11 protein-coding genes are annotated in these 16,148 nt (G+C 52.3%); 5 read left to right on the forward strand and 6 right to left on the reverse strand.

The window, feature by feature from the left end; genetic code table 11:
- Positions 1 to 470: 470 nt before the first annotated feature.
- The gene (locus tag FYJ85_RS17395; protein ID WP_154419780.1) at positions 471 to 1,532 is read right to left on the reverse strand and encodes a class I mannose-6-phosphate isomerase; all 1,062 of its coding nucleotides are present in this window, start codon (positions 1,530 to 1,532) and stop codon (positions 471 to 473) included.
- Between the two features lie 99 nt (positions 1,533 to 1,631).
- Between FYJ85_RS17395 and FYJ85_RS17400 the strand changes: the two genes are divergently transcribed.
- The 5 genes from FYJ85_RS17400 to FYJ85_RS17420 are packed head-to-tail and all read left to right on the forward strand — an operon-like array spanning position 1,632 to position 8,005.
- On the forward strand, positions 1,632 to 3,959 hold the full coding sequence (locus tag FYJ85_RS17400; protein ID WP_154419781.1) for a pyruvate formate lyase family protein: 2,328 nt from the start codon (positions 1,632 to 1,634) through the stop codon (positions 3,957 to 3,959).
- A 14-nt stretch (positions 3,960 to 3,973) separates the two neighbouring features.
- A complete protein-coding gene (locus FYJ85_RS17405; protein WP_154419782.1) occupies positions 3,974 to 4,924 on the forward strand; it encodes a GntR family transcriptional regulator in 951 nt (316 codons plus the stop codon).
- The gene (locus FYJ85_RS17410) at positions 4,921 to 5,691 is read left to right on the forward strand and encodes a radical SAM protein (RefSeq protein WP_154419783.1); all 771 of its coding nucleotides are present in this window, start codon (positions 4,921 to 4,923) and stop codon (positions 5,689 to 5,691) included. Before FYJ85_RS17405 ends, FYJ85_RS17410 begins: the two co-directional genes overlap by 4 nt.
- 4 nt (positions 5,692 to 5,695) lie before the next feature.
- A complete protein-coding gene (locus tag FYJ85_RS17415) occupies positions 5,696 to 7,015 on the forward strand; it encodes a sedoheptulokinase (RefSeq protein ID WP_154419784.1) in 1,320 nt (439 codons plus the stop codon).
- Positions 7,016 to 7,024: 9 nt separating this feature from the next.
- Positions 7,025 to 8,005, forward strand: a complete 981-nt coding sequence (locus FYJ85_RS17420; RefSeq protein WP_154419785.1) for a DUF4432 family protein — start codon at positions 7,025 to 7,027, stop codon at positions 8,003 to 8,005.
- Here the strand turns inward: FYJ85_RS17420 and FYJ85_RS17425 are convergent, their stop codons facing one another.
- The 5 genes from FYJ85_RS17425 to FYJ85_RS17445 form a co-directional block, all read right to left on the reverse strand.
- Positions 8,006 to 9,496 carry an alpha-amylase family protein gene (locus FYJ85_RS17425; protein WP_206213271.1) on the reverse strand — a complete coding sequence of 497 codons (1,491 nt, stop codon included), beginning with the start codon at positions 9,494 to 9,496 and terminating at the stop codon, positions 8,006 to 8,008.
- A 134-nt stretch (positions 9,497 to 9,630) separates the two neighbouring features.
- The gene (locus tag FYJ85_RS17430) at positions 9,631 to 10,524 is read right to left on the reverse strand and encodes a hypothetical protein (protein WP_154419787.1); all 894 of its coding nucleotides are present in this window, start codon (positions 10,522 to 10,524) and stop codon (positions 9,631 to 9,633) included.
- Positions 10,525 to 10,530: 6 nt separating this feature from the next.
- Positions 10,531 to 11,910 (reverse strand): glycoside hydrolase 5 family protein, encoded by a 1,380-nt coding sequence (locus FYJ85_RS17435; RefSeq protein ID WP_154419788.1) that lies wholly within the window; start codon positions 11,908 to 11,910, stop codon positions 10,531 to 10,533.
- A 463-nt stretch (positions 11,911 to 12,373) separates the two neighbouring features.
- Positions 12,374 to 14,563 carry a sugar-binding protein gene (locus FYJ85_RS17440; RefSeq protein ID WP_206213272.1) on the reverse strand — a complete coding sequence of 730 codons (2,190 nt, stop codon included), beginning with the start codon at positions 14,561 to 14,563 and terminating at the stop codon, positions 12,374 to 12,376.
- A 5-nt stretch (positions 14,564 to 14,568) separates the two neighbouring features.
- Positions 14,569 to 16,137, reverse strand: coding sequence for a hypothetical protein (locus tag FYJ85_RS17445; protein WP_154419790.1), 1,569 nt, complete (start codon positions 16,135 to 16,137; stop codon positions 14,569 to 14,571).
- Positions 16,138 to 16,148: the final 11 nt, after the last annotated feature.

Here is a 16,148-nt window from a genome sequence, read left to right on the forward strand (position 1 = left end):
TCGCTTTTTAGGACAGCTGATTTACAACAAAGGGGGGCTACTTTTGAGAATTGGTGTGAAATAGATGAAAATGAGGGGGCGTAATCAGAAAATTACGCCATTTTGAAAATTGTTAGGACAGGTGTGAGGTAATCATAGGAATCTTATCCGCAGGTTAGGGGGGAGTTTGTAAATTCTACAGGAGTCACGTAATGGGGCTTATCTATGGCAGCTTGATTTTTGTACATTCAAATAAAGTTTCTGCTCTCGGTCAGGTTATCTCAAAAGCAAACCAGAGAGGAAATATTTACCTTTTTCAAGTCTTGCCAATTGAAAGAAACAAAGCCCATTTGCAGCCATAAAATTGTCATGGAAAAGCGATTGATAGAGATTCCCTTTATAACGACCCAAATGGCATAGTTGCCGCGTTACAAATAACGCATGTTTTTGAAAAAACGTTCGATGTTTAAAAATGCAACAGAGAACTAAAACTAAAGCCGCGGCGGAAGTGCGAAAATGATTTCGCCGTTTCCGAGGAATTCGCATTCCATCAGAGCATAAGGCAGAAAGAACGCATCTCCGCGATGCAGTTCCAGTATGCCATCGGCGGTTTTGAGCTGAAGATCTCCGGCGGTTATGACTCCAGCACGATGCATTTTTTCGCGGTTGAAGAAACGGTAACTTGTGGAACATTGCAGTTTCTGCACTTCAAAGTAACAGGCCAGCGAATAAGGAATCAGACGGGAGAGCGAAGCGTCAATTGCTTCCGGCTCCGGCGAACAGCGTTTCCGCAGTTCCGCTTCGGTTTCATTTGCAAAAATAAAACTTTTGAGCGCCTCCTCTGGATCGGCATTGCTCCAACGTTCCGACTCAGAAAGACGCTGTTTCCCGCAGAAAAATTCCGGTTGTACTACAAGGTCACTCGGTTCCATCACTTCGATGATCGTACAACCGCACCCGATGGCGTGGGGTGTACCGCCCGGTACGATGAAGCAGTCGCCCGGTTTAACCGTGAGCTTGTGGAGCATTTCTTTGCCGGTCGGAAAATCGCCGTGACGCGCTTCATCGAGGAACGTTTCCTTATCGAGTTTGTCATTGAATCCCAAGAGCAAATAGGGCGTTTCGCCATTCACCTCACGGGTGGCGACGACATACCACGCTTCGGTCTTGCCAAATTTCGAGTTGAAATAGCGCTCGGCATCCGGCACGGTCGGGTGCACCTGAATCGGCAGACGTTCCGCCGCGTCGAGAATCTTCATTAAAAGTACGGCATTCGCGCCGTGCTTGGCAAAGTGTGCTTCGCCAAGCGTGTTGACAGGATCTGCAGCAAGATATTCATGAAAAAACTGTTCGCTGCCGTCAGCGGTGATGATCTTGCTCAATCCCTGATTTTCAGCGGGATACTGCGGATTGTTCGCTTTGGAGGTTGACGCGATCCAGTCCTCGGGAAACGATCCGTCGCACTGCGTTTCTGCCCGACGCAAAGCATCAATGCCGCTACCGCCCTGATAGACACGCCACACCCGGTTCGGGGAAAATTTCACTGCATTCATTTAAAAAAATCCTTATTTATCCAAAATACTAAGATTGCATTTTATTTTGTATTATGGTATAATATAATAAGACAAAATCAAAACACAAGGAGACTTGATATGAAAAAGACAGAAATTTTTTCCGAAGGAATCGAAAAACTTCTGAAGTGGAAGTTTGCGCAGAAACGGATGACCGGCTGGTTCGAGTACCAGGAGTTGAAAATGAATATCCGCGTCAATTACACCGATCCGGATGCGCCGGAAAATCAGCCGGAAATCCTCTGCGAATGCGTTCGCCAGATGAAACTCTCGATTCCCGAAGGCAGTGTAATCGCCGGTACGCAGGATGATGCTTTCAGTCCGAGTTACGCCCTCATCAACCCAGCGTTTCAGATCGAAACTTTCGCCGGATACTGCGATCCCGTAGCAATCTACAACGACATTGAGCCGGACGCTGAATTTACGCGCGAACGGATCGAAAAAGTTCGTTCTTATTACGGTTCAAGCCGTTACACTAAAGCGCTCAGTGCGGTTTATGAGGCAACCGGTAAACTGACCGAAGAGGTCGCGTTTTTCGTCGAACCGGTGACTGGACACACGATTCCCGACTTGCGGCCGATCCTCAGAAACGGCATCGACAACGTGACCGTAGCAGAGAACGCTGCGCCGTTCCGCAAAGCGCTTGAAGCGGCAAAAGTCCTTGCCGCACGTTACGCTGAACTTGCGGAAAAACTCCAGATCGAACGCGCCAACGATGCCAATGAAGTTGCACGTTTGAAAGAGATCGCCGCTGCCTGCCGCCGTGTTCCTGCGCAGGGAGCGCGGAATCTTCACGAAGCGGTGCAGAGCGCCGCTCTCCTCTGGCAGGCGATGACGCTTGAACAGGCCCCGAATCCTTATGCGTTCTCGGTTGGCAACCTTGACCGGATTCTCGCACCGTACCTCGGCGATACGCCGCATGACGAAGCGGTCCAGTTGGTGCGTTCATTCCTCGCGTTTCTGATGGTCGGCGAGCGCTGCTGGGCAATTTCGCAGAACATTATGGTCGGCGGACGCGATGAAAAGGGCAACGATCTCACGTCCGAAATGAGTTACATCGTACTTGATGCGTTCTTTGTTTCCAACAATCCCCAGCCTGCATTGTCGGTCAAGCTTCATGCCGGAACGCCGGATGCGCTTTACCAGTCGCTTGGACGCTTCTTCTTCACGCCGGGGCACTCCACGCCGTCGCTTTTCAATGATGATATGATGTTCCGCATCCTCAAAACCAAGAAGGTCGCTCCAGCGGATATGCCAGACTACTCCATCGCCGGCTGTCAGGAGCCGCTCATCATGGGCAAAGAGAGTGCCAACACCACCAACAGTTGGCTGAACCTCGCCAAAGTACTCGAGTTGACGCTTAACGATGGCAAATCCCTGCTCTCCGGCGAAAAACTTGCGCTCGGTTATCAGGAGCTTGGATACACTTCGTTCAATGCGGTCGCCACCGATCTGGAAGCGGCGTTTTTCCGTCAGCTTGACTGGATTCTAAAGCAACTGGAACACGCCGCGAACGGTTGCACGGAAGCGATAGCCATCCAATCGGTTCCTTTCACTTCTGCTCTGATGGAAGGGTTGAAGAACGGCCGCGACATGCGCGATATCCGTCATCCAGGGGTCACCTACCATGCGAGCGGTTGTTTGATTCACGGCCTTGGAGTCGTCGCCGACTCGCTGGTGGCGGTCAAACACGGTTTGGCGGAAATGCCGGACTTCACGACAACGCTACTTTCGGCTCTGCAAAACAATTTTAAAAACAATGAGGCGTTCCGCTCTTATCTGCAAAACCTGCCCAAATACGGCAACGACGAAGCGGAACCCGATGAAGTTGCCGTACGGCTCTCCCATTTGGTCAGCGAAAAAGTTCACACATTGCGCAATCCAGCCGGAAATCCGTTTCTGCCGGACTATTCCACTCCGAGCACTCATTTACTTTACGGCTATCACGTCGGGGCGACGCCTGATGGTCGATCGGCGCGCGAAATGCTTGGTTATGGCATTGATCCTCGCCGCGAAAGCGTGCACAACGGTCGCATCGACCAGATTTTGAGTGAACGCAAGCTCGCCTTTGGCGATTTCACCGGCGGTTACGCTTCGCATCTCGGTATTTCACCTGAAGTTTTCCGCAACGGTACAACAACCGACGAAAAGATGAAAATTTTTTCAGAAAAGATCATTAAACCGCTTTTTCGTTTCGGAAATGAAGTAGAAAATGCGCCGTTCTATGTCTATTTTAATATCGATTCAAAAATGAATCTGCGCAAAGTACTGGCCGAACCGAAGAAATACGCACCCAACGGCATCTACATCATGCGCATTCACGGGACGTTTGTGAATTTTCTCGACCTTTCGCCCGCCATTCAAGAAGATATCATCGCCCGTCTAGACGCTGACGAAACAGTCGCGTAAGTTTGAGGTTGAGAATGCTTTTAACTGAAGAGATCTATCAAGCGCTGTTTCTGGCGGTGCTTACCGGCGAATTTAAACCGGGAGAGCGCTTTCTCACCGAACAGGAGGCGATGACACGTTTCGGCGCGAGCCGCATCACAATCCGTCGCGCATTTGCCCGGCTTGAAGAGAACCGTATCATTTCGCGACGCACCAAAGTCGGCGGAGTGGTCAATTCGGCCTTCGGCGCCGCCGAAGGTGCATTGCGAACGGTCGGCGCACTTGTACCGATCCGCGATCCTTTCGCCCGCGAATTTCTCCACACCTTGTGTGAGGAATCCGCAAGGCGTGATGCGATTACGACGCTCGAACCGGCGGAGTCCGGCGAGGAACAGAACCGCGCGGTGATGCGCCTTGTCCTCCACGGCGTGCGTGATCTTGTGGTGTGGGGCATCGACCGGACGCTTGACTTTGATCTCTTTCTGCGGCTCCGTATTCTCGGAGTGAATCTGGTGTTCTTCGACCGGATTCATCCGGGGACGATCGCCGATTACGTCGCATTGGATAATGCCGAAGCGCTCCGGCGGCTGACTACGCTGGCGCGAAAACGCGGCATCGAACGAATTTATTTTGCCGATCCGGGCAAACTTGATATCGACACCAGTTGCGAACGGCGCGAATTCTGTTACCGGTACTGCGTGGAAAACAAGATTGATTTTTCCGCTGAACTTCCTGCTGTGTTTCCGCCGAAAAGCGCGATCTTCGCGGTGAACGATCCGGCAGCGCTGAGTTGCGTGGGATACAATGTCCCTATATTCAGCATTGACGGCACGCCCGAAGCGGCAAAAGCTGGAATCATTTCCCTGCGTCAGCCGATGGCAGAACTGGCGAAAGCGTGTTTCCGCTCACTGCGCGAACAACGCAAGCTCGGGAATCACTGGCAGGCGCAGGAGTATCGAATTCCAGCGGAAAGATTGAAAAAATGAGAATATTCAACACGGGATACAGTACTGATTTTGATGGTCCCGGCACACGGCTGATTTACTATTTGAAAGGATGTAATTTCCGCTGTGATTGGTGTGGCGCTCCGGAGAGCATCTCCCCCGAAACTCAAATACTTCGCTATCCGGATAGAACCGCGATTGCCGGAAGCAATATAACCCCGGAAGAGATCCTTGAAAAGGTACTGGCTGCACGGGATTTCATCTCCGGCGTAACTTTCGGTGGCGGTGAACCTACACTACAATATCGGGAACTTGCCGCAACGCTGGAACTGCTCAGGAAAAACAATATTCACACAGCAATGGAAAGCAACGCTTCTACACCGGGGTTCCTGGAACTTGCCGTGATGGTCGACTGGTTGTTTTCCGATCTTAAGACGCTAGATAAAAACAAGTTCTGCAAACGTGTCAATCCAGATGTCGAATATGTGGAAATTGTGCGCGCTAATCTCTGTTTTGCTGCAGAGCATCAGTCGAATTTGGTGATTCGTATTCCGGTGATCGCTGGATTAAACGATGAGGACGGGGCGCAAAATCAGCTGCTTGATTTCTGCCGGGAACTCAGCGCGCTGCGGCGCAATGGTGTTCTGCATGTTCAACTGCTCCGTCAGCATCACCTCGGGAATGTGAAGTATCAGGCACTCGGTTTGCAATGTCGCTGTGAAAATACCGAGCCGCCACCACGGGAAAATCTGGAACGTTTTGCTGAAAAATTGAATGCAAATGGAATAAAAGTCTCTTTATTTGGTTAAAAAAATGAAACTTACTCTTGGAATCGATTTAGGAACGACCAAAGCCGCCGCCGTCATCGTTGATGAAAAACGCAATCTCCTCGCCGTTACCGGAGCCGCGCACAACGCCGCGCTTGCCACAGTCGCCGGCGGAGCAGAACAGGATGTCGCCAAGATCTTCGTGTGTGTGGAAAACATCTTGAATCAGTTGCCGGAAAATTTGCGGCGATTGATCGCCGCCGTCGGCATTACCGGACAGATGCACTCGGTTTTACTCGGTAATATTTCAACGATTTCACCGCTGGTTACGTGGCAGGATCATCGTTGCGGCGAAACGATGATCGCTGAATTTCAACAAAAGTCCGGCAGAACTCTGCGCGAAGGCTTCGGTGGTACGACGCTCGCCCGATTGGCTGAAAAGAATGCTCTCAAGAATTGGGATTTCGCGGCGACGGTCAGCGACTATCTCGCCAGCGTACTTACCGGGAACGACCGGATTTTTACTGATCCCACCCACGCGGCAAGCTGGGGACTTTATGATGCGGCATCGAGCAACTGGGATTTCAAAGCGGTCGATGCGCTCAACATCCCCCGGACACTGTTGCCGGAGATCCGTCCTTGCGGCGCGGTCATCGGCAAGGTTTGTGACGATGCGGCAAAACGGTTCGCCATTCCTGCCGGAATCCCGGTGATCAACGCAATCGGCGACAATCAGGCTTCGATTCTCGCCTCAGGTAACGATTTTTCGCGGGAAATCTACCTCACACTTGGCACAGGCGCACAGCTTTCACTGGTGATTGATGTGTTGCCGCCGGAAATGCCCGAAGAGATCGAAGCGCGTCCATTCCCGGGCAACCGGACACTGCTGGTCGCCGCGCCGCTCTGCGGCGGAGCCGCATTTGCATGGCTCGCGGATACGGTCAACACTTTCCGACGCGACCTCGGCGAGCCGGAACTCCCGAAAGGCGCATTGCTCGACAAGCTTGATGAACTCGCACTTTCCGCCCTGGAAAACGGCGAAGAGGAACTCGTGATCGCGCCGCATTTCCTCGGCGAACGCTGGAATCCGGCATTGCGCGGAAGCTGTGACGGTCTTTCTCTCGCCAACGCGACACCGGGAAAAATCGGCGCGGCACTGGCGCTCGGTATTGTCCGCAATCTGAAAGCTGGATTCGCATTTGAAGTTCTCGCGGGAAAAACGCAGATCATCGGTTCGGGCAATGCGGTCCGGCTTTTGAAGAGCATCCAGTGGGCGATCCGGCACGAATTCGGTCTGGACCTCTTACTTTCTGAAGCGCGCGAAGAGGCCGCCGTAGGCGCGGCACTTCAGGCCCAGCAATTTTAAGGAATATCTATGAAAAAGAAAGAACTTGGCTTTGTCGGCAGTGTCGAGCAACTCGCATACGTCCGCAGTAGTGTGCTTTCGGACGGGGCGGGACGCGGCAACCGGATCATCGATGTCAACACTGGAGGCGGTTTGCAGTTCACCATCCACCCCGACCGCGGTATGGATATTGTCGAATGCTCGTTTCTGGGGATCAACATGGTTTACCGTTCCGGCGGCGGCACGCGTTCCCGGCTGGAGTATCAGCCGCTGGGCACGGAGTGGCTGCGCAGTTTTCAGGGCGGGTTGCTGACCGGGTGCGGTATGCGCAATGCCGGCGTCGCTTCCGGTGAATGCGGTGTGCACGGCCGCCTTTCCAACACCGCCGCCGAAGATGTCTCCGTTTCCCGTGAATGGGAAGGAGAGCAATATGTGATCCGGATCCGCGGCGTATTGCGTGAATACCGGATGTTCGGCGAAGACCTCCGGCTGGTGCGCAACATCACCTGTATCGACCAAAGCAATATCATCACGATCGAAGATGAAGTTGAAAATCTCGCAGGACAGACGGATTATCTGCAAATGCTCTATCACTGCAACTTCGGCTATCCTCTCATCTCGCCCGCCGTGCGGCTCGAAGCACCGGAACATACGGTTGAAGCCCGGGATGCCGATGCCGCCGCCGGAATCGCCGTCTGGAATCAGATGCCCGCCCCCGTACCGGGCGCGGTCGAACAATGTTTCTATCACGATTTCAAAGACACGGCGGAAATGACGCTGAACAACAGTGAACTGAAGATCAAGGCGACAGTCCGCTGTGATACGGCGGAACTGCCGCGCATGGTGCAGTGGAAACTCTTTGACCACGGCAATTACGTCATGGGGATCGAACCGACTAACACACGCATTTCAGGCCGCGAAAATGAGATCGCAAAAAAGATCGCCCGGGCGATCGCTCCGGGCGAAAAGATCAAGTTCCGGATGCAAATAGAATTTGCCTCCACGAAGTGATTACACATCCCAGCTCAGACAGGCGCTTTCATCGGAATACCAGTGAAAGCGCTTTTCTTTGCCGTCAAAACGCCAGATTTCCGGAAGCGTATCCGCAAGCCAATTCACCGGTTCCGCCGCCACATCCTGCCGGGAGGCAACGGCAAAGAGCTGTTTCATTTCGGCAAACTCCTGCGCCGTAAGGCTTCCCGGACGGATCGAAGCGAAAAACGGCGTACTGCTGCAAGCGAGAAGTTCCGTCCATTGCCGATTTTTCTGCCACGGAATTTTTCCGGTGATACCGACGCAGTCCGCATCGACTTCAAAGAACGCCTTGTGCTGACAGAGCCGGAATGCGAGAGAATTCACTCCCATTTTGCGGGTCTTACCCCAGGCGTTGCCGCTGGTATCATCCCCGATGCGGGCAATGTGCATCAGTCCGGCGCCAAGATGTCCTATTGTGTTGCAACCGAGGATCAATGCACCGTTTGACGCGCCAAGGATCGCCTTGTAAAAATCGACGACGATCTCTGCGGAAGTTCTGGAACGGTCCGCAAAGTGCCAATTCTCTTCCGCCGCGAGCCACGGCGTCGCCTCCCAGCCCCAGCGCCCGAAAATATCGTTGGTCGAAAAATCGTGCTTGATGAGCTCATAGCCCCAGCCGGAGAGCCGCCGGATGTCCTCTTCGACCAGCGCGATCACTTCGGGCCGCGAGGGATCGAGCGCCCGGAGATTGGTGTGGTTGCGTTCCGGCAGTTTCCACATTTCCGGAATCGCCGGATCAATGTTCCACAAAGGACGCATCCAGATCCCCGGCCGGACGCCGCAACTGCGCATTTCATCTGCAAGTTTCTGCATATCAGGATATTTCTCGTTGCCGCATGTCCACGGCCCGGAGTTACCTGGTTTCTGGTGCATGATCTCCCAGCCGTCATCGATAACCATGAAAGGACGATTGGCCAGCCCCTCTGAAAGTGAAGCGATATAACGGCTGTCGGCCAGAATCTCCCCGTGCGAACTGTCGCCGTAAGCGTAATACCAGTTATTTCCGCCGTAGACAGGTGTGCGAAGCGGCAATGGATCACTGCACATGAGTTTACAGAAAGATTTGGCCGCATCAAACGGAGTTCCTTTTGGATATTCGGCTGAAACGACCACAGCAACGGCGATTTCGCGCCCCTTCAGGATCACGCCGCGTGTACCGTTGCGGAGGTCGAGAGAAAGCGTGATCCCGGCAGGATCAATGTTCCAAACCGCCATTGCGCCCGGACACACCCGTACACCGCAACCGGCGGTCACACCGGAAAAATGTGCCAGAAAATACCACGGCATGAAGCGGTGACTGTCGAACGTCCGCCATTGCAGATCGCCGTAAGCGCGTTCCCACGCGTCGCCGAGAAAGAGCGTTTCCGCAGGGAATTTATGTTCCCAACGCAACCGCACAAAGGTCACGGGTGTCGTATCAGCAGAAACCCGAATACCGATGCCGGAATTCTCCGGCTTCAATTTCACAACGATATCCTCTTTTTGCATTTCCGCAGTTCCGGCGAAACTGAACTGCGCGGATTCCGTAAAAACACAAAGGTGGTCTGGTATCTGTAATTGAAACATAATAAACTCCTGATATTGAAATTCTTAAATTGATTTTAACCCAATCGGACAGCAAGGATTCCGGCGAGAATCAGTCCGAGAATCAACAGCTGGCGCGACGAAACTCGGTCGCACAGTTTCAACGCGGAAAAAAGCCAGAAAAAAATGATCGCTCCGGAACAGCTTATCGCAAAGACCACGCCGGAACGGTGAAATTTCTCCATGATCTCCAGCGCCCCGAAAAGGATCCGGTAAGAGAGCAATGCAAGTACGCCCCAGACAATCCCGAGCCCCAGCGTCTTTCGGAGCAGTTCCGGCGCGGGACGGCCGCTTCGGATCATGCCCAAAGCGTAAAAAAGAGTGGAAACCGTCAGAAAGAGCGCCGATTTCAATGCCGCAGAGGTCTCGGAGCTTTCCACCGCCAGCAACAGCGCGATTTGTGATAGCCCGCAGGAGAATGAAGCCGCCGTCCCCAGCAGAAGCTCCCGGCCGGAAAGCAGAACACCGGAGCTTTTTTTTTCTTTGTCTTGTCTGCCGTTGGCAGAAAGGCAGATTCCGGCAACGATCAGCACAATTCCTATTAAATTCCACAAACTGATGATCCCGCCAAGAAAGAGCCCGGCAAAAAGAAAGGGGAAAATGAAATTTGTCTGCGGCAACGCATAGGCAAGCACTCTGCCGGAGGCTTTCAGATTGTACATCGCGATCATCTGTCCAAGCGAGTTAAAGAACGCTGCCGCAGTCAGATAAGGCAATAACAGCCGGAGTTCGCCTGCGCTTCCCGGCATCCGGAAACCGAGAGCACACCACGCCAGCAATGCGGCAGTCGCCGTACCGACCGTATAGAAACAGCAGATCGGACACCCTTTTCGCCGTGCCTGCGCAACCGAAGCCCCGAGCGCCGCCCAGACAACACCGAGCAACAATGATAATAAAAAACCTGCAGTCATTTCTCGTTATCTTTGTATTTTCAGAATCAATGCACGATGAAAACGCGGCAGAGTGATCTTCCCGTCATGAATTGCAAGCGCCCCGCGCGTTCCATCCCACGGAGCAAAGAACGATACACCGGAAACTGTTTGTGATGTAAGAGCAGCAAGCGGAATTTCCATTTCGGCAAGCAATTCGGGAGCAATCCCCTCGTTGAATTCATGCTGCCAGTCATTGCGTTTGTCGCGCAGAAGCCAGAGCTGTTGCGTTCTGCCGGAAAGTCCGTAGAAACGCAAACGGCCGGATTCCCGCTGATGCACTGTGAAGTTTTCACGCACAGGATCGACCCCGGCAACCGTTTCGGCAAAGAGCGAAAAGATCTTCCAGTGGTCATGCAATCCGATATAAAACTGATCCCAGTGCCAGAAGTGTCCGCATCCGGCGACGCCGCAGAAAAACGGCGTGAATACACCGTCAAAAAGAAGGATTCCGGCACGATCCTGTTCATAGAGGTGCGAAGGTCCCGAATGGTGATAGGCCGCCGCACCGGTTTCCGCGACAAAGACGGGACGTTCCGGGAAAAGTTCCAGTGTTTCCCGGGTTGCGTCGGCTTCGAGCAGATCGAGAGCGCCTCGGCAGATATCCAGATCCGCACCGGGTTCGAGATAACGGTGAATCTGTCCGACATCGATGCCGGGCACACGCCCGACTGCCGCATAGTTGGCAAAACTTTCGAGACAATCGAAGCTCCCGAGGCTCTGCATAATCAGCTGGCGCGGGAAGAGTCGGTGCATTTCTGCGACCATCATTTCCAGCCACGGCAGCCAGACATTGCGCGGCGCATCGACTGCATTGAGTTCGTTCCAAAGTTCCCACCCCATGACCGCAGGTTCACCGGCGAACTCCCGGCTGAGGATTTCCAGTTTTTTCAGCAGATTTTTCCGCGGAGCATCTTTGGTAAAATAATCGGTCATATTCTCACAGCTGCCGCCACGGCTTGTATGATAAATCGGCTGTTGAAACGTGACAGCCCCGGTAAAAAGTTCCCGTTCCTTACGCGGCGTCACTGTCCTGAAATGTTCGAGTGTGAACTTGATCCTGACATGATTTTTCTTGGCGATCGCTACGAGAGCTTTCATATTTTCGAGCTTTTCAGCGGAGAACATCCCCTCCAGCTCCGGCTCAAGGTTGAGCAAGGCAACTCCGCACCAGACCCGGATCAGATTGCCGCCATTTTCCGCGAAATGCCGGATCTCTTTTTCAAACATGGCGAGCGCTTCGCCGTCATCGGTGATGTAACGCTGAAAACAGAGATTTACGCCAATCGGCAGAAACGGAGCGCCGCTTTCATATTCAAAATAACGCGGATTACACGAACTGACCCGGATAAATTCATTATCGAACATCGTAAAACCCTTTCTTTATTTTTTATACGGATCGAATTACTTCACTCATAACACCCGTTGCCGTCGATGATTTGGCAACGGAAATAACTGCTGTTGACAAGATCGTTCAAATCCACTTTGCACTGCGTGAGCGTTTCATGCGGTGCAGGACCATCCATGCACTCCGGCTGCAAAATACTCCACCCGTGCCATGAATGTGAAATGATCTGCACGGTTTTGCACGCCGTGAATTCCTCGGAAAAGATGCCGTTTTCAAAACTCAACTTCGTAAACCGGGGGGCTGCGTCGTGTAAAAATTTCCGTTGCGGAGCGCATCAAGCACGCTCTCAAGGCAACCGCTCTTTTGCGCAGATCATCACCGGTGATCGGCAACACATCATATCCATGCGCCGCATAACAGTCGATGATCGTCTGCGGCTCTATTCCGCCGTCGGAACAGATCGTGTGCGTATGCAGAGCAGCATCACTCGGCAAGAATTCCGGTCGCCCAGATATCGCGGCGCAGTTCGTTTTCGGCAATACCGTTATAGACGAGACGTTCGGAAAGGCGGCTGCCGTGACCGGCATTGACGATCAGGTCGAATGCAATCTTTTTGCCGGAAGCAGGATCGAATCCGATCTCCTCCCACGGGATTGCAACTTCCATAACGAACCCCTTTTTATTGTTGCGCTCCACCGTTTTGCAAAAAGAAAGCGGTCTGGTATTACTCTTGACCGGACGGCCGTAATTGCGCCATGCGAATTCCGGCGTTTTACCGACATCGGCGCGGATCAAAAGCTGACGGTCTCCGGGCTGCATGCGTCCGGGAATCGCCGGATTCGCTCCGAGAAAAATCTCGATGCTGTCATCGCCATCGATCGGACAGCGTTTCTGCGGCTTTGCCGGACTGTTGTCGGGCATATAAACATGGCAATAGAAGAACTTTTCATCCCATCCGAAACGGAATTCGCCCCATCCTTTTTTCGTATGTTCCTGCGTCAACAAAGAAACATAGAGCGGTTCTTTGGAAAATGCGGCGTATTTTTTTTCGTCACCGTTCAGCGGCAAGGCATTGCGGACTTTACCAACCTTGACAACCCGGTCGCCGGCATAAAGAATTTTGTAAGGCGGCGCGGCAACCGGCCGGAGCTTCCTTTCAATGAGATCATAGACTTTGTTATTCGCCTGGGCCGCGGCATCGGTGAGCACTTTGTACGGACGGTCGCAGATGTTGAAAAGTCCGGTATTGAAGCGTTCTTCATAGAAACTGCTCCAGCCGCGTCCGGTATTGGATTCATCGAGCAGACAGAACCACTGCACACCGACAACACCGGGAGTTGCGGCGGCATTTTCGACATAGCGCCGGTATTGCGCCGCGCGTTCCTGCTGATTCTTCACATTGCGTACTCCGAAGAGTCCCTGCTCAGGACTGCCGAAGCTCCATTCGGAAAGCATCACAGGTTTGGCGCTGACAGCGGTCATATGCGCCACTTCCTTCGGCAGATAACCGTTGGTGTAATAGTTTGCGCTGAAAATATCACAGTGTTTTCCCATGGCTCTGATGACCCGGTCATAGCGGATCAGATGCGGCAGGATGCGTTCACCGAGATAGAGATGGTCGGGATCGACCTTCTTCAACGTCTTGGAAATGAGTGCAAAATAAGCATCCCAGTAAAATTCTTCAAATGCTTCAAGATCCTGTTTTGCCTCAGGAGTCCTGGCTTTCAGAACTGTTGTCGCGATCGCGCTGAAATCGGCGAAAGAGGTTTCCCAGTTTTTGTTGAACTGCGCGATTTTGCTGTTATAACGCTGTTTCATCCATTCGCTCATTTTCTTTTTGGCCGGAATGTTTCCGGTATTTTCCAGAAGCTGCTGCATGACCTGCGGGTAATTGACTTCATTTTCGGTATAATATCCGATCAATGCAGGATTTTTGAGAAAGGATTTTGTCCGTGCGGCAAACTCTTTTTCGAGCAGTTCGGCGTTTTGCGGCGCAAAGGGATCGATATGCCGATCGTTTCCGACCAGCGCGAAACCTTTTTTCCAGTAATGTTCCAGACACTTGGTGAACGCAAAACCAAGTTTATCGTTACCTTCAAAAACTTGCGTAAATTCGCCAAACGCATTGAATCCGAGATGCCTGAGACGTGTCACGATCTCTTTTTGCCACGCAACTTCATCATAGGAGCCATGCTTGCGGATCCAGTTCGCCAAATAGAACGAAACCGAATTTCCCCAGCGCGCCTGCTTGAATTTGCTGTCGGCGGTCGGGAGCCATTCATAAAGCTCCTCGCGTCCCTTGACCGGCGTGAACTCATTGCCCGGCATGGAGCTGCATACGCCGAGATGGAAATAGAGATTTCCCTCTGGATCGACGAGCATGATGCGGCCATTCAAAGCGGCGACTTTTTCCAGATGGAAAAATCCGGTTGCCGTCAAACCGTATTTTTCCCGCGATCCCGGCAGACTGCCGTAAAAAGTACGCTCCGGAATCGGGAAGGAGTCATAATACGCCTTGTCTTTCGCCATATCGGCTTTCAGCTCCTCTTCAGACCGGACCTTTTCCGGGAATTCAAGATCGACGAACTGTCCGAAACGGTCGATCTGAAACTCTGCGCTGCTCAAAACAGCAGCAAAGGCAGATATTCCGAATAACAGAAGTGCTTTCTTCATGTTCATTATTTTCCTTTTTCCTTTACAATGGATTCGTCAATGCTGACTTTTTTCTCGATCAGGTCATAAACACGGCTGTTGGATTCCGCCGCCGCATTGCAAAGCTCTTTGTACGGACGGTCGCATATATTGAACAACCCGGTGTTGAGCCGCTCGCCGTTGTAATCATTGAACCCGCGTCCGGTGAGAGCTTCATCAATGAGACAGAACCACTGTGTGCCGATCACATTCCGGTCGGCTGCGGACTGTTCGGCGTAAAGCCGGAAACGCTTCGCACGCTCTTTCTGGTCGGCAACGTTGACGACACCGGGCAATCCCTGCTCCCGGCAGCCGTAGTTCCATTCGGAAAGAATGATCGGGCGTCCGGTGAGATTCGCCAGTTTCTGAATCATTTCCGGGTCATAATGTTCTGTGTAGTAATTGGCGCTGAAGACATCGCAATATTTCCCCATGATCCGATTCACCAGATCATTGTGAAGCTGGTTGGTGTGAATGCGTTCCCCGAGATAAAGATGATCGGGATCGACCTTTTTGAGTGTCGTGGAGACAAGCCTGAAATAAGTATCCCAGTAAAATTCCTCAAAGAAAGCCAGCGCTTTTTTTGCTTCCGGCGTTTTCGCTTCCAAAGCGGTTGTCGCAATCCGATCGAAACCGGCAAGCGAGATGTTCCACTCTTTGTTGAAGATCGCAATATTGTTCTTGTAATACTCCTGCATCTTCCGGGCAAACTCCTGCTTGGCGGAAAAGGTATCGCTCCGCTTGAGCATCTGCGGCATCACCTCATGATAGAAAACCTCGTTTTCGGTATAAAATCCGATCAGTCCCGGATCATTGAAATAGGACTTCACGCGGCTTGCAAACTCTTTTTCGAGGAGCACGGCATTTTGGGGATCAAAAGGATCAATCGAACGCCCGGCAGTGATGGAGAATCCTTTTTTCCAGTAATGCTCAAGACACTTGGTATAGGCAAATCCGAGTTTATCATTGCCGGGGAAAATCTGCGAGAACTCCCCGTAACCATTGAAGCCGAGCCGCCGCAGACGTTCCACGATCGTTTTCTGCCACTTAACCTCATCATAAGAGCCGTATTTGCGGATCCAGTTGGCCAGATAGAACGATGCGGCTTTCGCCCAGCGTGCCTGCCTGAAATCACTATCGGCAGTCGGCAGCCATTCATAGAGCTCTTCGCGCCCTTTGACCGTGGTGAATTCATTGCCCGGCATCATACTGCAGACGCCAAGGTGAAAATAGAGGTTGCCTTCCGGATCGACCAGCATGACGCGACCATCGAGTTCTTCAATCTTTTCGAGGTGGAAAAATCCGGTTCTGGTCAGATTGTATTTCTCTTTTGAACCCGGCAAACCGCCGTAGTAAGTGCGTTCGGGGATCGTGAAAGATGTATAATATACATTGTGTGCATCGACATCAGCTTTCAGCTCCGCATCGGAAGTGATCTTATCCGGAAACTCCAGCCCGACGGCCTGCCCGTAACGGTCAACTTTAAATTCCGCGCTGTTCAAAACGACAGAAAACACCGCGAGAAAAAGCGCCAAAACTGTCTTTGAAAGATTCATTTTTATCTTCC

Source organism: Victivallis lenta (genome assembly GCF_009695545.1).
GTDB lineage: Bacteria > Verrucomicrobiota > Lentisphaeria > Victivallales > Victivallaceae > Victivallis > Victivallis lenta.